General features: G+C 58.5%; 18 protein-coding genes. 10 read left to right on the top strand and 8 right to left on the bottom strand.

Annotated elements, in window-relative coordinates; all coding sequences use genetic code 11:
* Positions 1-2: 2 nt before the first annotated feature.
* From ACAM27_RS04350 to ACAM27_RS04325, 6 genes are all read left to right on the top strand, one after another.
* Complete coding sequence (locus ACAM27_RS04350) at positions 3-989, top strand: sterol desaturase family protein (RefSeq protein WP_023009511.1); 987 nt, start codon at positions 3-5, stop codon at positions 987-989.
* Positions 955-1,917 (top strand): alpha/beta hydrolase, encoded by a 963-nt coding sequence (locus ACAM27_RS04345; RefSeq protein WP_226538117.1) that lies wholly within the window; start codon positions 955-957, stop codon positions 1,915-1,917. Before ACAM27_RS04350 ends, ACAM27_RS04345 begins: the two co-directional genes overlap by 35 nt.
* Positions 1,914-2,681 (top strand): molybdate ABC transporter substrate-binding protein, encoded by a 768-nt coding sequence (modA, locus tag ACAM27_RS04340; protein WP_023009509.1) that lies wholly within the window; start codon positions 1,914-1,916, stop codon positions 2,679-2,681. The genes ACAM27_RS04345 and modA overlap by 4 nt, the downstream gene beginning before the upstream one ends.
* Positions 2,681-3,361 (top strand): molybdate ABC transporter permease subunit, encoded by a 681-nt coding sequence (gene modB / locus ACAM27_RS04335; RefSeq protein WP_022993172.1) that lies wholly within the window; start codon positions 2,681-2,683, stop codon positions 3,359-3,361. Before modA ends, modB begins: the two co-directional genes overlap by 1 nt.
* Entirely contained in the window at positions 3,358-4,437 is a 1,080-nt protein-coding gene (gene modC / locus ACAM27_RS04330; RefSeq protein ID WP_011786957.1) for a molybdenum ABC transporter ATP-binding protein, read from the top strand. The genes modB and modC overlap by 4 nt, the downstream gene beginning before the upstream one ends.
* Positions 4,438-4,522: 85 nt before the next feature.
* Positions 4,523-5,404, top strand: a complete 882-nt coding sequence (locus ACAM27_RS04325) for an alpha/beta fold hydrolase (protein ID WP_011786958.1) — start codon at positions 4,523-4,525, stop codon at positions 5,402-5,404.
* A gap of 89 nt (positions 5,405-5,493) precedes the next feature.
* On the opposite strand, the gene ACAM27_RS04320 is transcribed toward ACAM27_RS04325, so the two are convergent.
* Together ACAM27_RS04320 and crp are read right to left on the bottom strand one after the other, a co-directional pair.
* Positions 5,494-6,402 carry a vWA domain-containing protein gene (locus ACAM27_RS04320; RefSeq protein ID WP_222534046.1) on the bottom strand — a complete coding sequence of 303 codons (909 nt, stop codon included), beginning with the start codon at positions 6,400-6,402 and terminating at the stop codon, positions 5,494-5,496.
* A 269-nt stretch (positions 6,403-6,671) separates the two neighbouring features.
* Positions 6,672-7,313, bottom strand: a complete 642-nt coding sequence (gene crp / locus ACAM27_RS04315) for a cAMP-activated global transcriptional regulator CRP (RefSeq protein ID WP_007153756.1) — start codon at positions 7,311-7,313, stop codon at positions 6,672-6,674.
* Between the two features lie 249 nt (positions 7,314-7,562).
* Here crp and ACAM27_RS04310 point away from each other — a divergent pair, with 249 nt between their 5' ends.
* The 3 genes from ACAM27_RS04310 to ACAM27_RS04300 all read left to right on the top strand — a co-directional run bounded on the left by ACAM27_RS04310 (position 7,563) and on the right by ACAM27_RS04300 (position 10,014).
* The gene (locus ACAM27_RS04310) at positions 7,563-7,985 is read left to right on the top strand and encodes an OsmC family protein (RefSeq protein ID WP_011786961.1); all 423 of its coding nucleotides are present in this window, start codon (positions 7,563-7,565) and stop codon (positions 7,983-7,985) included.
* Positions 7,986-8,218: 233 nt separating this feature from the next.
* Entirely contained in the window at positions 8,219-9,010 is a 792-nt protein-coding gene (gene speD / locus ACAM27_RS04305; RefSeq protein WP_011786962.1) for an adenosylmethionine decarboxylase, read from the top strand.
* Positions 9,011-9,159: 149 nt separating this feature from the next.
* Complete coding sequence (locus ACAM27_RS04300) at positions 9,160-10,014, top strand: pirin family protein (RefSeq protein ID WP_222534075.1); 855 nt, start codon at positions 9,160-9,162, stop codon at positions 10,012-10,014.
* Here the strand turns inward: ACAM27_RS04300 and ACAM27_RS04295 are convergent, their stop codons facing one another.
* Positions 10,015-10,881 (bottom strand): phosphoribulokinase, encoded by an 867-nt coding sequence (locus ACAM27_RS04295; protein ID WP_222534047.1) that lies wholly within the window; start codon positions 10,879-10,881, stop codon positions 10,015-10,017. It lies immediately after the preceding gene.
* Positions 10,882-10,907: 26 nt separating this feature from the next.
* Entirely contained in the window at positions 10,908-14,657 is a 3,750-nt protein-coding gene (locus ACAM27_RS04290) for a DUF1631 family protein (protein WP_011786965.1), read from the bottom strand.
* A 186-nt stretch (positions 14,658-14,843) separates the two neighbouring features.
* On the opposite strand from ACAM27_RS04290, the gene ACAM27_RS04285 reads away from it, so the two are divergent.
* Positions 14,844-15,914, top strand: a complete 1,071-nt coding sequence (locus tag ACAM27_RS04285) for an aminopeptidase (RefSeq protein ID WP_369612614.1) — start codon at positions 14,844-14,846, stop codon at positions 15,912-15,914.
* Here ACAM27_RS04285 and argA read toward each other — a convergent pair.
* From argA to argB, 4 genes are all read right to left on the bottom strand, one after another.
* Positions 15,888-17,195, bottom strand: a complete 1,308-nt coding sequence (gene argA / locus ACAM27_RS04280) for an amino-acid N-acetyltransferase (RefSeq protein WP_199452966.1) — start codon at positions 17,193-17,195, stop codon at positions 15,888-15,890. The genes ACAM27_RS04285 and argA overlap by 27 nt on opposite strands.
* Before the next feature lie 85 nt (positions 17,196-17,280).
* Entirely contained in the window at positions 17,281-18,444 is a 1,164-nt protein-coding gene (argE, locus tag ACAM27_RS04275; RefSeq protein ID WP_011786968.1) for an acetylornithine deacetylase, read from the bottom strand.
* Positions 18,445-18,465: 21 nt separating this feature from the next.
* Positions 18,466-19,707: a hypothetical protein gene (locus ACAM27_RS04270; protein ID WP_022993181.1), complete on the bottom strand. Its 1,242-nt coding sequence runs from the start codon at positions 19,705-19,707 to the stop codon at positions 18,466-18,468.
* 23 nt (positions 19,708-19,730) lie between these two features.
* Complete coding sequence (argB, locus tag ACAM27_RS04265; RefSeq protein WP_014422830.1) at positions 19,731-20,627, bottom strand: acetylglutamate kinase; 897 nt, start codon at positions 20,625-20,627, stop codon at positions 19,731-19,733.
* Position 20,628: the final 1 nt, after the last annotated feature.

The following is a 20,628-nucleotide window of genomic DNA, read 5'->3' as shown; positions in this document are numbered from 1 at the left end:
CCATGGTGTTGATCGACATGATGCGGACAGTGCTGGAAGACAGCGGGCTGATCAGCCTCTGGCAGTTCCTGGCCCCCTGGCTGGCTCTTGACGAACGACAGCTGATTTTCGTCATCGCCACCCCCGTGTTCATTGCAGTTACCTTGTGGGAATACCTGAAGATACGGCATGACCCACGGTTGATGAACGTGCCGGAGGCTATTCGCAACTTCGCCCTCGGTGCCGGCTACCAGGTTACGGAGCTACTTTTTGCCGGCCTGATCGCCTTTCCCGTCTACGCGCTCTGCTATCACTATCGCTTGCTGGAACTGGAGCTGAACTGGGCGACCGGATTTCTGACCTTTCTCGGCGTGGATTTCTGTTTCTACTGGATGCACCGTGCCAGCCACCGCATGCGCTGGTTCTGGGCCGCCCATGTAGTCCATCATTCGTCCGAACGCATGAATTTCTCCACCGCCATGCGCCAGAATGCCACCAACATTTTCAACGGCATGTGGATTTTCTATTTGCCCATGGCGCTGATCGGTTTCAACCCGGTGTGGATCGGCATCGCCTATGCTTTCTCCCTGGTGTACCAGTTTTTCGTGCATACCACGCTGGTGAGGCACCTGCCGGTCTGGGTCGAATTCCTTTTCAACACCCCGAGCCATCACCGGGTACACCATGGCCGCAATCCGGAATACATCGACCGCAATTACGGTGGCACACTGATTATCTGGGATCGCCTGTTCGGAACCTTTGTCCCGGAGAGCGACAGCAACCCACCGGAATACGGCATTACCCGGCAGATTCATTCCAATAACCTGATTGTGCTCTGGACCCACGAATATGTGGACATGTTCCGCGACATGGCCCGCCCCGGCAGCTTATTGTCCCGTTTTCAGCATTTATGGAATCCGCCGGAGTGGCAGCGCCCGGCACCTCAGAACAACAACAAGGATGCGGGCCGAAACCATGACCGAACACCCTCTGACGCTGAATACCCCTGATGGCCACACCATTGCCGGACAGCAATATCTGCCGGCACAGCCAGTCGCCATTCTGGTGATCAGCCATGGCATGGCGGAGCACGGTGATCGCTATCAGGAGCTGGCCCGCTGGCTCGGGGCTCACAACATTCTTGTCATCACCTATCACCACCGGGGCCATGGCCCCCACTGCCCGGCCGAACTCCAGGGGCATTATGCTGACCAGAACGGATGGCAACGGGTGGTGGACGACCTGGCGCAAGTGGTAGAGACTGCCCGCAAGCAGCATCCAGGCCTGCCGGTAAATCTGCTCGGCCACAGCATGGGATCCTTCATCGCTCAGAGCTATGCCCAGCAATACGGCGACCGTATCAACGCCCTGATACTCAGTGCCACCAACCGCATCCACCGGCCCCAACTGCTGGCCTCGCGGCTGCTGGTCAACCTGATTGCCGGCGTCCGTGGCCGGCGCCATCGCAGCCGGCTCATCGGCAAGATGACCTTTGGCCAGTTCAATCGTGCTTTCCGCCCCAACCGTACCGGCAGCGACTGGCTGAGCCGTGATGCCGAGCAGGTAGACCACTACGAAGCCGATCCTTGCTGTGGTTTTGATTGCTCCGTGGGGCTCTGGCAGGACTTCATTGCCGGCATGCTGAGCATCCGACCGGCAACCTGGCATCGGGATCTGCCGGTACACTTGCTGTCCGGCACCGCGGATGCCGTGGGCGAGATGGGGAAAGGCGTCCGCCAGCATTTTCAGACCATCCGGGAGTCGGGCATCGAGCAGGTAACGCTGCGGTTGTTCGACGGCGGGCGCCATGAGATGCTCAATGAAACCAATCGCATGGAAGTGTGGCAATACGTGCTAACCTTATGCCGTATTCAGTCGCCCGCTCGGAGGCCCGCGACCTGCCACTGGCCCAGTCACTACCATAAGGAATCACTATGAGCCGCCGTACCTGCTGGCGTTTCTTCCCTTTGCTGGCAATCTGGCTGCTTCTGCCCCTGAGCAACGCCTATGCGGGGAATCTGACCCTCGCCGTCGCTGCCAATTTCACCGACACCACCGCCAGTCTGGTGGAGACATTCAAGGCCTCAACCGGTCACCGGGTCATCGCCAGCTTCGGCTCCACGGGCAAACTCTACGCCCAGATTCGCAACGGTGCTCCATTTGATGTGTTCATGGCGGCCGATGCTCAACGCCCCCGGTTACTGGAATCCGACGGGATGGCCGTTCCCGATTCTCGCTTTACCTATGCCAGGGGCAAGCTGGTGCTCTGGAGCCCTGAGACCGCGGCCTTTATCTCTCCCATCGCCTACCTGAGCGAACAGTCGTTCTCGCGGCTGGCCATCGCGAATCCTAAAACTGCCCCCTATGGCTTGGCCGCACAGCAGGTTCTGGAACACCTGGAACTCTGGTCACCGCTACAGCCCAAACTGGTCCGTGGCGACTCCATCGCCCAGACTTTCCAGTTCATTGCCAGCGGCAATGCCCAGGCCGGGCTGGTGGCGCTGGCTCAAGTCAAAGCCTGGCCGAATCAGGACGGAACACTCTGGCGGATTCCGCAAGCCTATTACGCCCCCATCGACCAGCAGGCGATTCTTCTGAAGCGCGGTGCCGACAATGCCGCCGCCAGAGACTGGCTCGCCTTCCTGCAATCTCCGGAGGCTGCTGCGATTATTCAGGACTACGGATACGACACGGCGGACTGATGCTGGAAACCTATTGGCAGCCGGTCTGGCTGACGCTGAAGCTGGCTTCACTGACAACCCTGGTACTGCTGCTGGTAGGAACCCCGATCGCCTGGTGGCTGGCCCGGTCCCGCCACTGGCTGCGCCAGCCGATTGCTGCGGTCGTCGCCTTGCCATTGGTCCTGCCGCCCACGGTGCTCGGATTCTATCTTCTGCTACTGCTTGGCCCGAATGGCTGGGTCGGCCAACTGACAGAACGTCTTGGCCTTGGTTTACTACCGTTCACCTTTGAGGGCCTGGTAGTGGCCTCGGTTATCTATTCCCTGCCCTTTACCGTGCAACCCCTGCAGAATGCTTTCGAAAGTATCCGTGAAGGCTTTCTGGAGACCGCCGCCACCCTCCGGGCGGGGCCCTGGGACCGGTTTTTCTTTGTGGTGATTCCGCTGGCCCGCAACGGCTTCATCACCGCCAGCGTGTTGACCTTCGCCCATACAATCGGCGAGTTCGGCGTCATCCTGATGATTGGCGGCAATATCCCGGGCGAGACCAAAGTGCTGTCGGTGGCCATCTACGATCACGTGGAATCCCTGGAGTACACCCAGGCCCACTGGTTGGCTGCGGGCATGGTGGCGTTTTCCTTCATCGTCCTGGTGACCCTGTACGTCCTCAATGGCAGGGCCCGGGCGGGGGCCCTGCGATGAATCCCACAGCCATCGAGGCACGTTTTATCTGCCGCTTTCCCGGATTTGAACTGGATGTCGACCTGAAGCTACCCGGCAACGGGATTACCGCTTTATTCGGTCACTCCGGATGCGGCAAAACCACGCTGCTCCGCTGCATCGCCGGGCTGCAGCAGGCCCAGGGACAGCTTTCCGTATTCGGCACGCCCTGGCAGACAGACACCCTGTTCAGGCCGGTTCATCAAAGGCCCCTGGCCTATGTGTTCCAGGAGACGCATCTGTTTCCTCACCTGTCGGTGCGCCGGAACCTGACGTTCGGGCAACGCCGGGTTCCAGCCGAGCAACGCCAGATCCGGTTTGACGATGCCGTCTCCTGGCTCGGGCTGGCCCACCTTCTGGAGCGTATGCCTGCCAGACTGTCCGGGGGCGAACGACAACGGGTTGCCATTGCCCGGGCCATTCTCACCAGCCCGCGACTGCTGCTGATGGATGAACCTCTGTCGGCACTGGATCAGAGCTCAAAGCAGGAGATACTGCCCTACCTTGAGCGGCTGCGCGACCATCTGGCCATTCCGATGATCTACGTTTCCCACTCCACCAGCGAAGTGGCGCGCCTGGCCAACCACATTGTAATGATGGACAACGGGCGTGTTATCGCACAGGGACCGCTGCAAGAGACTCTGGCCCGTGTGGACCAGCCGTTTCGGCTGGAGGAAGACGCAGGCGTACTGGTTCAGGCAACACTGGATGCGCTGGATGAGCCATGGCATCTCGCCCGCTTCAGCTTTGATGGTGGCAGCTTGTGGCTACGACAGGATCCGCGCTTCCGGCACGGTGACCAGGCCCGCATACAGGTACTGGCAAGAGATGTGAGTATCGCGTTGACGGAGCATCGCGACCAGAGTATCCAGAATTTGCTGCCGGCGCGGGTGGACCACGTCGAGACTGACGTCACCCCCGGCACCACCCTGGTGCGCCTGCTGGCTGGCAATACTCCGTTTCTGTCCCGGCTCACCAGCCGCTCCGCGGCCCAGCTGGCACTCACCCCTGGCCAGCCGGTGTGGCTCCAGATCAAATCGGTTGCCCTGGTGGACTGAACGACTTCTGGCCCCTTTGGCCACAGAGTGTGACCAGTGATATCGCTACTCTGGCGTTTAAACACACTATGCCGGGAGCGGACTGATGCCGACCAAACATGAACACTGGGTGACCAGTGGAGACCTTCTTCTCTACGCCGTTGCGGAGGGCAACCCGGAAGCAACGCCCATTGTTCTGGTACACGGCTACCCCGACAACCACAGTGTCTGGGACAAGGTCACGGCCACACTCAGCCAGGAGTATCTGGTGATTCGTTACGATGTCCGCGGTGCTGGCCGCTCCGACAAGCCAGCCCGGACCTGGGACTATCGCCTGTCTTTGCTGGCAAAAGATCTGCAAGCAGTCGTCAACGCCATTATCCCCGACCGGCCATTTCATCTGGTTGCCCACGACTGGGGCTCCATTCAGAGCTGGGAATCGGTCACCGACCCCGACCTCCAGCAGCGTATTCGGTCCTACACGTCCATTTCCGGCCCCTGCCTGGATCATGTCGGCTTCTGGATTCGCAATCAGATCGGCTCACCAGCAAACGGCGGTACTACCAAGGTACTGCGGCAGCTAGCGAGTTCCTGGTACGTGTTTCTTTTCCAGCTGCCGCTACTTCCGGAAATAATCTGGAAAGCCGGGCTGGACAAAGCCTGGCCCGGCTACCTCAAGAAACAGGAACAGGTCGCTGATGCCCGCTTCAGCCCCTTGCAGAAGGCAGACGGGCAATATGGCGTAAAACTCTACCGGGCAAACTTTCTGCCCAGACTGCTACGCCCCAGGCCACGGCACACCCGCTGCCCCGTTCAGGTGATCATTCCTACCCGGGATGCCTACGTTGGCCGTCAACTCACCGAATGCCTGGTGCAATGGACCGGTAAACTCACGCTGCAGGAACTGGATGCCCCGCACTGGGCGCCACTGACCGAGCCTGACGCCATCTGTCAGTCTGTATCAACCTTTGTTGGAAATAACGCTTAGCGGACCTCAAAGCCCCTGATGACAACGGTCACAAAAACAACAAGGGCGCCCCGAAGGCGCCCTTGTTACTGCAAGCCTCGATCGAACGATCAGGCTTTCTTGCGGCGGAATGCCAGGCCAGTCAGACCCAGACCCAGCAGGGCCAGGGTACCGGGCTCCGGCACAGAAACCGGAGGCTGCTCGGTAATTTCCTGTACCTTGGTGTCAACAAACGATGCGGTGAACGAATCTGCGTTAGTACCACCGGAACGGAGAATGTTCAGGTTCCAGGCGGCACCGCCGGAATTCAGGGCCAGATCGACGTAGTCGCTGCCAGTGGTTCCGTAACCACTACCGATGTTGCCAGCGCCTTCACACTTGGTGAAACCACCGGAACCATCGGCCTGGAAACCGTTATCATCGCTGTCGATACCAATGGCATTGGTAGAGGACGCATCACAACCAAAGCTGTTGTTTACTACCACGTTCAGCAGCGCGTTCTTCCTGAACAATCCTGACAACAGGCTCTCCTTGTTCAGGGCAGCATTCGTGTTGTCACGATCCTCGTCGGTAACCAGCACAAAGTTAACCGCGGCATCCGCGCGATAGCTCAGATTATTCAGTGCCCAGTCCAGCGCACTCCAGCCGTCTTCCGTGCCACCGTTGGTAACCAGCGTCGACGTTGCAGCAGCAAAATCGGTGGAACTACCCCACTCCTGAGTGCCCGCAGTAACGGCATCCATATCATGGGCATGGGGATCCAGATGGTTGCTGAATGACGAACCACCGAAACCAACCAGCGAATACCGGTTGCTTACCGAAGAGCCAACGCCCTCACCGACCAGACCACTCTCAAGGCTTGCAATCATATTGCTGAGCCAGGCGTGCTCTCCACCCATGGAGCCGGATTCATCGACCAGAAACACAACATCTGCCGTAATCGGCGCGGCAACAGAAGCGGAACTCATCAGGGCGGCTGCGGCCAGGCCAGCAGTGCCGGCAATCCATTTTCTTTTCATGGTTAAACTCCTTTTTGTGAGTCAATGTGTGACTCAACCTTCCCTGCGCGATTCCTGCCAGAATTGAAAAGATCTTTAATTTTCAGTTTGTTATAAAACACTCAGTTAATGTGCCTAAACACAACTGTAAAGTGCTTCGACACCATCAAAGCTGAGAAGGTAACGGAGCGGGAAATGGCGAATATACCGACGGAGATACCGAGAAAGACCGGTGCCCGTCAAAAGCAGAGCACCGTTTTATGCAGCGATTACAGGGAGGGAGAGAGCAATCAACGGGTACCGTAAACCACCATGGTCTTACCCTTGACCCGCACCAGACCTTGATCTTCAAGAGTTTTCAGAACCCGACCGACCATCTCCCGGGAGCAACCAACAATGCGTCCAATTTCCTGACGGGTAATCTTGATCTGCATGCCGTCCGGGTGAGTCATGGCATCCGGCTCTTTGCACAGATCCAGCAGTGTTCTGGCAACCCGGCCAGTGACATCAAGGAACGCCAGGTCCCCTACCTTACGGGTAGTCTGGCGCAGGCGCGAGGCCATCTGTTCACCAATAAAGTACAACACCCGCGGATCCTGCTGAGCGATTTCCCGGAACTTGGTGTAGCTGATTTCTGCCACTTCGCACTCAGTCTTGGCCTTGACCCAGGCACTCCGGGAATCCATGTTGTCGAACAGCCCCATCTCACCGAAGAAATCACCGGCATTAAGGTACGCCATGATCATTTCACGACCATCGTCGTCTTCAATAATGACAGTGACCGAGCCCTTGACGATGTAGAACAGGGAATCGCTTTTATCACCCGCATAGATGATGGTGCTTTTGGCTGGGTAACGCCGGCGATGGCATTGGGAAAGGAAGTAATCCAGGTGTTTGGTCTTCTGCTCAACCGGCTTGACAATGGTAGCCATAATGCGAGACATGCCTCCTCAGAGTCTGGCGATTCCTGATCGTTTTTATATCCCCGCCTGTCCGTGCGGGTTAGGGGTTTTACTGATATGCCACGCAACTTATAACAAGAAGGTAACTTCTGGGCAACTCAAAAGCGGATACAGGATGTATCTGAAGGCAATACCGCTTTGGTCGCAACCACATCATGCCGCAGGGAGTTAACTGTGCTAGCATCCTGCCCATTCATTCAGGCACCAGGGGTAACTCCGATGAAAGCAACCGTCGACTGGACCGGCAATGCCAGCTTCAAAGCAACCAGTGGCAGTGGCCACAGTGTTCAACTGGACGGCCCCCCGGATCACGGTGGCGAGAATCTGGGTCCGCGCCCAATGGAGTTGCTGCTGATGGGCGTGGGCGGCTGCTCCTCCTTCGATGTGATGAGCATCCTGAAGAAAAGCCGCCAGGACGTGACCGCCTGTCACTGTGAGCTTGATGCGGAGCGCGCTGATGAGGTGCCGGCTGTGTTCACCCGCATTCATCTTCATTTTGTGGTTAGCGGAAACAACCTGAAGGAAAAGCAGGTGGAGCGCGCAGTCAGCCTGTCTGCCGACAAGTACTGTTCAGCCTCGATCATGCTGGGCAAAGCCGGTGTCGAGATCACGCACAGCTTCGAAATCCAGGCCGCCAGCTAGAACGGCAGGGCAGATTCCGGCCAGCGCCCTGCAACCGCGGCTTTCCGTTATAAAAAATGTCATTGCAAATACTATTCAATGACACCTGCGGTATGCATAATACGCAACTTTCTCCGCCGGTCTGCGCAAAAGGTGAACAGTTCCATTCACCCGGTCAGTAGTCGGTGGCGGCCTCGGCAGGGAGAGTTCCTCTCCCTGTGATCATTCATCTCCATTTCCCGGAGGGGCTGAGCATGGAAACCAAACTCCAGCTGCACGGTTTCAACAACCTGACCAAATCCCTGAGCTTCAACATCTACGACATCTGTTACGCGCAGACCGAAGAACAACGCGAAGCCTATATTGATTACATCGACGAGATGTACAACGCCGAGCGTCTGACCCAGATTCTGACCGACGTGGTCAAGATCATCGGTGCCAATGTTCTCAACATTGCCCGCCAGGATTACGAGCCTCATGGTGCGTCCGTCACCATGCTGATCGCCGAGCACGAACTGTCCGACAGCGAAGCCAATAACGAAGAGTCCCCTGGTCCGCTGCCGGATACCATTGTGGCGCATCTGGACAAGAGCCACGTGACGGTGCACACCTATCCGGAAAGCCATCCCCATGACGGCGTGAGCACCTTCCGGGCCGATATCGACGTGTCCACCTGCGGTCTGATTTCACCGCTGAAGGTACTGAACTACCTGATTCACAGCTTCGACTCGGATGTGGTTACCGTTGACTACCGTGTACGCGGTTTCACCCGTGACGTGGACGGTACCAAGCATTACATCGATCACGACATCAACTCGATCCAGAACTACCTGACCGAGGATACCCAGAACGCGTATCAGATGATCGACGTCAACGTGTATCAGGAAAACCTGTTCCACACCAAGATGATGCTCAAGGAGTTCAATCTGGACAACTATGTGTTCGGAGTGAACGCCGGCGACCTGGACCCGGCAGAAGCCCAGTCCATCGAGGATCGCCTGCGCCGGGAAATGCTGGAAATCTTCTACTCCCGCAACGTGGAATAATCGCTCCGGGGGTGACGACGGGGCTCCCGTCGTCACCTTTTGATGCCTTCGTCAGTTTTTTTGACTTCCCCCGCCAGAATTCTGCGATTTCATCCCTTCCACCATCCCGGTTAAATAGCCCCATGACTAACCGAGAGGAGGACGGGATCATGCTACGCTCCCTGAAACAAACCATTCCCGCACTGGCCACATCCGATGGCGCCGGGGTTCGTATCAAACGCTCATTGGGCCAGCGTCAATCCGTGCGCATGGATCCGTTCCTGATGCTGGATGAATTCGGTTCTTACCAGCCCCAGGACTATATTGCCGGCTTTCCGGCCCACCCGCACCGGGGCTTTGAAACCGTCACCTATATGATTGAAGGCCACATGCTGCATGAAGACCACCTGGGGAATCGCGGCAACCTCCGCAACGGTGGGGTGCAATGGATGACGGCAGGCCGGGGCATCGTGCACTCGGAGATGCCGCAGCAGGAATCCGGGGTCATGCGGGGATTCCAGCTCTGGCTCAACCTGCCGGCCGCTGAAAAAATGAAGCCCGCCGGTTACCGGGACATTCAGCCTGAAGAAATTCCAATAGCGCGTCAGCCGGGTGTTTCAGTCCGGGTAATTGCCGGTGAACTGGAAATCGGTGGCGGTGCCGTCACCGGTGCAGTCACCGGCGGCAGCACTGAGCCTGTGTACGCCGACGTCCATCTGGAACCCGGAGCGAGAGTATCTTTACCGGTACCTCAGGCGCTCAATGCTCTGGTCTACCTGTACGAAGGCGTCGCAAGTCTGGTGAGCGAAGACCGGAACCAGGCTCTGGTACCATCCTCGGCAAACATTCTGGACCAGGGAGATGAAGTTCTGATTGAAGGCGGAGAGGCCGGCGCAAAACTGCTGCTGATTGCCGGCCGCCCCATCGGCGAGCCAGTTGTCCAGTATGGTCCATTTGTGATGAACACAACGGCCGAGATTGAGCAGGCGCTGGCCGACTACCGCGATGGCACCCTGACGGTCTGATCAGGCAAAGGTTCTGCCAGCCATCAGGCTCTGGACCATGGGCCGGATAATCAGATCCATGGCCAGGGCCATTTTCGGCCCCGGGATCACCAGGGTGTCGTGGCGGGACAGACTGCTTTGGGGAATGGCCTGCAGTAACCAGGGAAAATCCACTTCCGCCGTTTCCCTGAAATGAATGACCACCATGCTTTCGTCCTCACTGGGCACATCCCGGGCAACGAACGGGTTGGACGTATCCACCAGCGGAATTCGCTGGAAGTTGATGTGGGTATGAGAGAACTGCGGCACGATGTCGTGCACGTAATCGTCCATCCGATTGATGATGGTCTGAACCACGGCATCCTGGCTGTAGCCGCGCTGATGAGTGTCCCGATGGATTTTCTGAATCCACTCCAGATTGACAATGGGTACCACACCAATCAGCAAGTCAACGTACTGGGCAATGTTGTAGTTGTCGCTCACCACCCCGCCATGGAGCCCCTCGTAGAACAGGGCATCGGTATCCGCAGGTAACGGGCCCCAGGGGGTAAAGGTGCCGGGTTTATGGCCTTCGGCCACCAGGTCGCGATCTTCGTCATGAACGTACTGTCGGTAACGGCCATTGCCGGTATGGCTGTAGTCATAGAACAGAGCTTCCAGCCTATCGATATGATTGGCTGCCAGGGCAAAATGGTTGCGTTCACCAAACTGCCCTTTAACGGCGAGCCGTGCCATTTGTTCCCGGGTATACCGATGAAAGCTGTCGCCACTGACCATGGCGGCAGCAATGCCCTCACTGGCAAACATGCGGCTGAAGATCTGCCCGGTTGTGGTGGTGCCCGCCCCGGAAGACCCGGTAACGGCGATAATCGGATGGCGTCTGGACATAAAAAGCTCAGGTTCCCGGATGTGCGTCAGACAAGGCTGGTCAGCAGTCGGGGCTTCTCGACCACAAACCCTTGAGCGTAATCCACGCCCAGTTGTCTCAGCATATCCAGAACCTCACGGGATTCAACCTGAGAGGCAATCACTTCCCGTTCCATGTAGTGAGCCATATCAACCATGGACCTGACCATCGCCTGGTCCGTCTGGTTGGCTGCCAACTGACCGGTAAAGGCACTGTCGATCTTGATCAGATCTACCGGCAACGATCGCATGAACTGGAAGGAACTGGGGCCGCTGCCAAAGTTACCCAGGCAGAACCGGCAGCCGAGCTCTTTCATTTCCAGCATGAAATCCGCCACCGATTGCAGATCATGAATGGCAGAGGCTTCCGTCAGCTCGAACCAGAGACGCTCAATAGGCGCATCCTTCTCACTGAGCTTTTCGTAAATGAATTCCAGCAGTGACTGGTCGTTCAACGAATAGCCGGACAGATTTATGCAGACACCGCCTACATGGCGCGGATCCGGTGACTGATCCCTTAGCCAATCCAGCATGTGCCCCACGACCCAGCGATCCACCGCCTGCATACGGTCATAGCGCTCGGCCATGCGGACGAAATCCTGGCCGGTAATCAGCTGCCCGCTGTCGTCGTACATACTGATCAGAATTTCATACTGCGCCCCCATGCGGGTGCTGCCGTGCAGAGGGATGATCTTCTGGCAACGCAGCAGCATGCGTTCTTCATCCGGGTTGCTCAGGCCAGCCACACGGGCTGCAATCTGCTCTTGCCGGGCCTGGTCGTCTGCGTCGAGAGTGTATATAGAGAAACGGCCAGGGCCCTTGTCACGGGCAGAATTGAGCGCCTGTTCGGCGGCTTTCAGCCATTTTTCGGCGCTGATCAACGCGGGCAGTTCCGGCGCCAGACCAACATTGGCATTTAACGTGTAACACCGTCCGCCATACTCGAAGGGCTCATCTGCAATGGCTTCCAGGAGCGCCTTGGCAATTTCCGGCCCCTGTTCTTCAGGCACCAGCATGGCAAATTCATTGCCTCCGGGACGAGCCACCGGCATGCCATCGCCCACATGCCGACAGATGACCTCCGCCACCCGTTTCAGGGTTTCATCTCCGGCCTGGTAGCCCGCCGTATCATTCAGCAATCGGAACCCGCGCAGATCCAGTTGCAATAAAGTCCGGCTATCTTCCCGGCGGGCAAGTTGCTGTTCCAGCATACGCTCGAATTCCCGACGGTTAAGCAGCCGGGTCAGTTCATCATGGGTGGATGCCCAGGACAGCTGGTCATAGACGTTGCGAACCATGCGGTCGATGCTCTCATCTACCAGCGGTCGATCATACTGATTATCCGGTACGATGATGCCTTTGCGCATTTGTCTGGCCAGAGCTTCCAGCTCCAGCTCAACCACCCGCATACCCTGGTGATTAACGAATACAAACCGGCTGAAACCACGGGCAATCCACACCAGGCGGATATACTGGGGATCTTCCGCCTTGGTTTGATCCCGCAGCCAGTCACCGGTGCGCAATTGCTGGGCCCGGTTGATCCAGCGTTGCAGGCTGCGTTGTTCCCGCTCACTGAGCACCTGTTTGTCCGGGCGGACACCACTGACCGCAGGCATTTCAACCATTTCCGGCGCCTTGTCAGGCCGACGCACCAAAAACTGCTTCAACTCATCCCGGATCTGGGAGGACGGCATATGGTTGCTGGAGATCGACGCCAGACCATCCTGAATCAGCCGTAACAGTTCGGGCAGGTTAATGCTGCTGTCCGGGTCCTCGGCAAAAGCCATCAGCGAATCGATCACCGCCAGGTAGTCCTGCCATAACTGACTGTCTGGTCCCTGGCGAATCCAGGTCAGCGACAATAAATCCCGCCAGCCGCCGTCAAGCAAGCTGACCAGGGCCCTGGGAACCTTGCGGCCAGCCAGTTTGCTTTCCAGCGCGCTGGCCACGGCGGTTTTGGATTCGGCAACCTTCTGGGCACCCTCTGCGGCAGCAGTCACCCGCTCAACGTTGCGGCGATACACGAGGTTCTGCCGGTCAATCAGCGTGTCCAGCTCACCTACGGTCTGCTCAAACACACCGGTATCCTGTTCGAACTCGGTAGCAATGCGGTGAATCAGCTCATCCACCCGGCGCTGCACCACCGGGTTCAGCCGGCCACCCTTAACGCCCAGTTGTGCCAGGCGGTTCATCACACCACGAACCGGGCTGTCCTGGTCCTCAAAGAATTCGGGATCACGCATCACAACCTTCAGCACCGGCACTTCCAGCTGACGCATTCGGCTCTGGGCGTAGTCACTGAGCTTGGGGCTATCGACCACGCTCCGGAAAAACCGATCGACAACGTCCAGAGTGTCCTGCTGCTCAGCATTGAGCCGGGTGTCACCGGTTTCACGTATCTTTTCAACCACCCGGTCCCGCAAGGGCACGGCCGGCTCTTCCGGAGCCGCAGCGCGTAGCTGCAGCTCCTGCAATTCCCGGTGCAGTTCACCCTGAGACAGCGGACGGGCATTGGCCGCAAACGGCTCTGGCGTCGCCTCTCCATTCTCCACACGACTGGCCTGCAGTGTTGTCAGCAGATTCCTCACCGTGGCAAAAGCAGTCTGGGCTGCGCGGGCATACCCCCGGAACTCTCCAGCTACCCGGTTTTTCAGCCCGCGGGCCGTTTGCCCGGGTTTGCTTTCCGGCGCCTCAGGCTGCGGCTTTTCCAGAGGTGTTTCGGGCTCCCGCTTCAGCACCTCGGTCGGCGGTTCCTTCCTGGCCGGCGCCTGTTCGCTCAGATAACGGGACAGGTCCAGATCCGGCAACACACCATGCCGGATCAGGATATTGTTCAACTCCCGATACAGCGGCTCCAGCTGTTTGATCACCGTCTGCTCAAACGTCTTCAGGCAGACCTTTTCAACCTCCCGGCTGACTTTCAGTTGGGCAAGCGCGTTATGGAAGGCTTCGCACACAAGAGCGGGACCGAGGGGATTATGATGGCCGGTGCGATTGGCGATACCTAACTTGTCCAGCCTCAGCTTGAGCTGTAGCAGGTCGCCACGGTACTGGGTATCAGCACGGGTAACCATCACCCGAATTGCCAGCCAGTCCTCAAACTCGTTTTTGTCTACCACCGACAACACTGAACCGGGCGCGCCTTTGGGCTCCGGTTTTAAGGGCGATTCCAGACTGCGGCTCATGTAATGCCAGAGCACCCGCTGGCGCCCCTGAATCTGGCCGGAGGCATCCATCAACTCATTGGCAAGCTGATCATTGGGGGCTTTCTGGGCTGTAACACGCAGGGCATCCACCGTCTGCACAAAACAGGCATCCATCAGTGGTTCAATAAACCGCGTAACCGTTTTGGCACACTGATGAAGAACAAACTGAACCCGCTCACTGGGGGCGCGAAGGGATGACCGGGACTGATCACCGGAGCTGCCACACAACTGGAGCATGGCGTTGAAGGCATCGGAATCGGGGCGGGTAAAATGCACGCCCATGGCACCATCAATGCGCCGGACCGGGCTGACATGAAGCTCGTATCGACGATTGCCCTCAAGACCCCGGAACCGAACCACCAGTTCGGTAACACCGCCGCGAGCAAAAGCCCGTTCGATTTTGCCTGAAGTTTCGCCCGAATAACGAATGAACATGCCTTCGGCACAGAAATCTGCAATCTGGCAGGGCCACGCCTCACCACTGCCGGCATCTATCTGAGCGGCAAGTTTGATCGGCTGTCGGGGGCTGCTGCGACGCTCTCTCGGATCCATGAACTACCTGACCAGTTGCAAAGCCGGCATGTTGCCGGATGCGGAAATCCGGCCAACGTCCCTGAGTGGGTGTAGGTTCGAGCTGTTATGATAAGGCCTGCGGCGGTCGGTTAAAAATCTGTGACAGCCGTCGGCGGATAAGGAATTGTACAGCCTCATACCCACAACATCATAATATGATGATTCATGAGACAGCTTAGTCAGATCTATCTCCTTTTGCTACTGGTAACACCCCTGAATGGCTGTACGACCATTGGCTACTATGGCCAGGCCATTGGCGGCCATGTGTCCCTGATGATGAAGGCCAGGCCCATCAACCAGGTAACCACAGCACCGGAAACCGACCCGGAACTTCGCCGACGGCTTGAGCTGGCAGCACAAGCACGAGAATTCGCGGCGAAAGAACTGGCCTTGCCGGTAGACGATGCCTTCAGTAAATACGTGGCGCTGGGGCGGCCATGGGTGGTGGTGAATCTGGTCGCCGTGCCGGAGTTTTCGCTTACCCCCCACCAATGGTGTTATCCGTTTGTGGGCTGCCAGTCGTATCGCGGGTACTTCCAGCTAGCCGACGCCCGACAGGAGCAGACGGCCTTTCGCGAACGCCATTATGATACCTTTATCGGCGCCGTTACCGCCTACTCCACCCTGGGCTGGTTCGATGATCCGCTGCATACCGGGTTCACCTCCCTGGCGGATGACCGCATGGTCGCCCTGATGTTTCACGAGCTGGCCCACCGCGTGCTCTATATCAACGGTGATACCGCCTTTAACGAGAGCTTTGCCACTGCCGTGGAACTGGAAGGGCTTCGGCTCTGGCTGAAGCGGCAAGGGGCATCTGAGGGTTTTGAGCGCGCTCTGGCGCGATTACAGCACCGGCAAAAGACTCTGGAACTGGTCGCCGCCACCAGCGAGCAACTCCAACAACTTTATGCCCGCCAGGATACGATGGACAAATCCACGCTGCGGGCGCGCAAGGCCCAACTGCTCGACGAACTGGCCCGGGACTACGCCAACCTGGCCGACCAATATGAAGAGCCGGGGCCTTTCGGCCCGCCGCCGGTGCGGCTGAATAATGCACAGCTGGCACTGTTCCGCCAGTACAATCAGCATGTTCCCGCCTTCCGACAGATGCTGAAAGAGCTGGACTACCACTTCAGCGAGTTTTACCGGGCCGTCAGGGAGCTTTCCCGGCAACCGGCGGACAGTCGATCTGCGCAGTTGAATTTGCTTTCAGAGCGGTTTGTAGAAAACCTTTGAATTGCGCTGGGTGTTGTATGAGGCCAGCTTTGGCCCCGGCAGATCCTGCACGGCGGTGGGTACGAAACCGCGTTCCCGAAACCAGTGTTCGGTTTGGGTAGTCAGCACAAACAGTTTGTGGACACCCTGGCCCCGGGCCAGCTTTTCAACCATGGCGAGAATCTCGTCACCACGGCCGGCGCGTCGGTAGGAGGGGTCGACCGCAAAACAGGACAACTCTCCGGCGCCCTCCTCCGGATAATGGTAAAGCGCGGCGCAGCCGACAATGGTGCCGTCCCGCTCCGCCACCACAAACCGGTCAATTTCGGTTTCCAGCATTTCCCGTGAACGACGAACCAGCACGCCCTGCTCTTCCAGGGGCTGAATCAGCTCCAGAATACCCCCGATGTCTTCTACCCGTGCCTGGCGAATCTGTTCGTAGTTATCACCGCTGACCAGGGTGCCGGACCCATCGCGGGTAAACAGCTCCTCCAACAGCGCGCCGTCTTCTACGTAACTGATGATGTGGGCACGCCGAACGCCTTTGACACAGGCATCGCAGGCGGCCTTGAGCAAGGCCGCATCGTGGCCGGTGACGGCATTGTCGTTCAAGCGTTCGGACGCCTGACGGGCGGACAACTCACGTATCAGGCTACCATCTTCTTCGAGCAGGCCTTCGTCGTCGATGAAGACAATCAGCTTCTCCGCCTGCAGCGCTGCGGCCACCTGGCTGCCAACGTCCTCATAGGAAAGGTTGAAGGCATCACCGGTGGGCGAATAGCCCATTGGCGGCAACAAAACAATATGCCCCAGCTCCAGCAACTGCTCGATGCCACGGGTATCAACACGGCGAACGCGGCCGGTGTAGCCAAAATCAATGCCATCCAGCACGCCAACGGGTTTGGCGGTGACGTAGTTGCCGCTGCTGACCCGAATCCGGGCGTTGTGCATGGGTGAATTCACCAACCCCATGGAGAGCTGGCTTTCCAGGTAGGCCCTGAGCCCGCCAATGGCTTCCATAACCATCGGCAGATGGTTATCGGGGGTGATGCGCAAGCCCCGTGCGAAGGAGGATTCCAGGCCGGCATCATCCAGTCGCGACTGAATCTGGGGGCGGCCACCGAACGCCACCACCAACTTGACGCCAAGGCTGCTGAGCAAAGCGATGTCGTGGATGATGTTGATAAAATTGCGGTGCTCGATGGCATCCCCGGGCATGGTCAGGACGACGGTTCGGCCGCGATGGGCGTTGATGTACGGAGAGGAATGGCGGAATCCGTGCAGCCAGTCGTTTGATTTCAAACCTTTATTCCTTATGCCCTGATAATACTTGCCAAGAATGGAGAATGCCGGGACGGTTTTCTCGCCCGTCTTACCGCTAGTCTACTTAAAGACAGAACCTTTTGATCAATCCCTTCAGGATATCCACCGTCGGCTGCAACTGGGACAGTTCCAGATATTCGTCCGGCTGGTGCGCCTGATCGATCGAGCCAGGCCCCATCACCAGGGTTTCCAGCCCCAGCTTCTGCAGCCAGGGGGCTTCTGTGGCGAAAGCGACGGCGTGGGCCGTGTGGCCCGTGAGTTTCTCACAGGCTTTGACCAGAGCGGCGTCGGCAGGTGTTTCAAACGGCGGCACGCCGTCAAACAGGGGGGCAAACGTGAGTTTGAGTTCCCGCCGCTCGGCCAGAGGCTGCATCCGGTCAAGAATCGCCTGGCGCAGGGTGTCCATGTTCATGCCCGGCAGCGGACGCAGGTCGAAGTGCAATTCGCATTGGGCGCAAATGCGATTCGGATTGTCACCACCGTGAATACAGCCCAGATTCAGGGTCGGCACCTGTACCTCGAAGTTGGGGTTGCGGTACTTTTCCTGCCATTCGCTGCGCAGAGCCAGCAGTTCGCCGAGCGCCTCGTGCATGCCTTCCAGCGCGTTGCGGCCCAGGGCCGGGTTGGAGGAATGGCCCGATTGCCCGTCAAACCGCAACCTTTCCATCATGATACCCTTGTGCATGCGCACTGGCTTGAGATTGGTAGGCTCGCCGATCACCGCGTAGCGGGCTTTCGGTTTGCCGGCTTCCGCCAGTGCCCGGGCGCCATTCATGGAGCTTTCTTCGTCGGCAGTGGCCAGGATAATCAGCGGCTGCTGCAGGGGCTCGCCGGCAAAGGCTTTGGCGGCTTCGATGGCGAGCGGGAAAAAGCCTTTCATATCGCAGGTGCCCAGACCGTACCAGCGGTTGTCCTTTTCCGTGAGGCTGAACGGATCGCTCTGCCAGCGCTTGTCGTCAAACGGTACGGTGTCGGTATGGCCTGAGAGTACCAGCCCACCCGGACCGCTACCCAGCGTCGCGATCAGATTGAACTTGCCGGGCATGCCCGGCACTTCCATGATCTCGACGGTAAACCCCAGGGGTTCGAGCCATTCCGCCAGCTGGCGAACCACACCTTCGTTGCTGTGATCCCACTCCGGTGAGGCACTGCTGATGGACGGCAATGAAATCAGCCGGGCCAGCATGTCTCTGATACCTGGTACCCCTGTGCTTGCGCTTGCAGTCACTTATTGCCTCCCGTCCCGGCGCTATTCCGGGCGGCCCCGGCGCCAGACTTCAAATTGTGTAATGGCACGAATCAGAATGGGGTACGCCACTTCGCCCCCGGCCACTGTGCGGGCGATTTCCATATCTCGCTCGCCAACGCTGACCAGTCGCCCCTCAACCTGGTTTTCATTCGAGAGCGTAACCTTTACGCGCCGGCCAAGCCAGGTATTGGCGTTCTCAACACTGTCAGGGTACCACTGCTCAAAATCCGGGTCTTCCGGCGGTACCACAGGCTCCATTGCCTGCGCAGGCAATGCTGGTTCCACCCGTTGCATTTCGGTCAGGTACACATCCGGCACGGTGGCACCGTTATAGGATACGCGCAGGCTGACGGTGTTTTCCGAATCGGTGCGTACGGGCAGCCCGAAGGTTTCCGAGCCGGGTGCAAGCATCATGGTCACCTCACCCCCTTCGGTCAGCCATTGCCGATACAGTGCCAGCAATTGCGGACTGGCTTCCAGGCCCCGAGCCTGCAGCCCTTTCTCCAATGCCGCGACACCCCGCCCGGCCCAGTCGCTGACCTCCAGCCCGGTCTCGCGGGCACAATAGGCAGAGAGGCGGCGCATCAGACCCGCGTCACGAACGGTCAGTTGCAGTGGCCCGGCCCCCATGGAGGCCGGGTCGGCCAGATTGCCCATGGTCAGTCTGGCGTCTGGCCAAACCAGCTCCAGGCTTCCGGTTTCACGGGTATTCAGTTCAAAACGCAGGGCATCGGGGGTCTGCTCCAGCAACATGTCGCCCCGGATATCAGGAATCCCCATACGCATCAAATCCCCACTGCCCAGTTGCTGCCTTGGGTCCGGCGCACAGGACAGATTGGCTAGCGGGGCCTGGGCAGTTTCATCCGGCGCCGCCGTCACCCAGTTCCGGAACATGGTAGGTTCCAGCGTAATGCTGGCGCGCTCAACGGATAGCCGCCAACTGGCCGGCAAGCTGTCAGGGCTCATCAGTGTGGTCAACAGAGCGATTGGAGAGCCGGTTTCCAGTTCAATCAGGTCCATCTGCAATGGCTGAGTAAGCTGGAAGTCCTCCCAGTGCGCCTGCCGGAGGATGACCCGGCCATCCACAGAGGAGCTGATGCTCCCCCGCTCGAGTACACCGGATTCCGATAGTACCGTGCGCGCCTCTGCCAGACGCTGGTCCGTCAGCCACCAGACGCCGGCTTTAAAGCCGGCGAAGGCCACTATTCCTGTGATAACGAGAAATGACAGCAGGCGTTTCATCCGGTAACTCCCGGCCAGAAGTATCAGTTACGGGAAATCAGCGTACCGACACCCTCGTCGGTGAAGATTTCCAGCAGGCAGGCGTGGGCCACACGTCCGTCGATGATGTGGGAGGTGCGCACGCCGTTTTCCACCGCACTCAGGGCACAGCGGATTTTTGGCAACATACCGCCATGGATGGTGCCGTCTTCAATCAGATCGTTCACCTGCTGGGCGGTCAGGCCGGTCAGCACTTTGTCCTCCTTGCTCTTGAGGCCGGAGACATTGGTCAGCAGGATCAGCTTTTCCGCCTTCATGGCTTCTGCCACCTTGCCGGCTACCAGGTCCGCATTGATGTTGTAGGAAGCGCCATCCGGCCCGACACCGATGGGCGCGATAACCGGGATCACGTTGCTGCGGGTCAGCATGTCGATAACATCCACGTTGACGCTTGCCACCTCGCCAACATGACCAATATCGATGATTTCAGGCCGCTCCAGCTCCGGCGAGCGATTGACCACTTCCAGCTTCCGGGCCCGGATCAGATTGGCATCCTTACCGGTCAGGCCCACCGCGGTGCCCCCGTGGGCATTGATCAGGGAAACGATTTCTTTGTTCACCTGGCCGCCGAGCACCATTTCGACCACGTCCATGGTCTCCGCATCGGTAACCCGCATGCCGTTAACAAAGCGGGACTGGATATTCAGGCGTTCCAGCAGCTCTCCGATCTGGGGGCCGCCGCCGTGAACCACGATAGGGTTGATCCCCACCAGCTTCATCAGCACCACGTCCCGGGCGAAACTGCTTTTCAGGTCTTCGTTCTCCATGGCGTTGCCGCCGTATTTGATCACGACCGTCTTGCCGGTAAACCGTTGGATATAGGGCAGGCCCCGGCTCAGTACCGAGGCCACCTGCATTGCTGTTTCACGATCCAGCGCCATG

It is taken from the genome of Marinobacter sp. RI1 (assembly GCF_041155085.1).
GTDB lineage: Bacteria > Pseudomonadota > Gammaproteobacteria > Pseudomonadales > Oleiphilaceae > Marinobacter > Marinobacter nauticus.
Note: the sequence above shows the minus strand (reverse complement) of the source record. Positions and strands in the feature narration are given on the sequence as shown.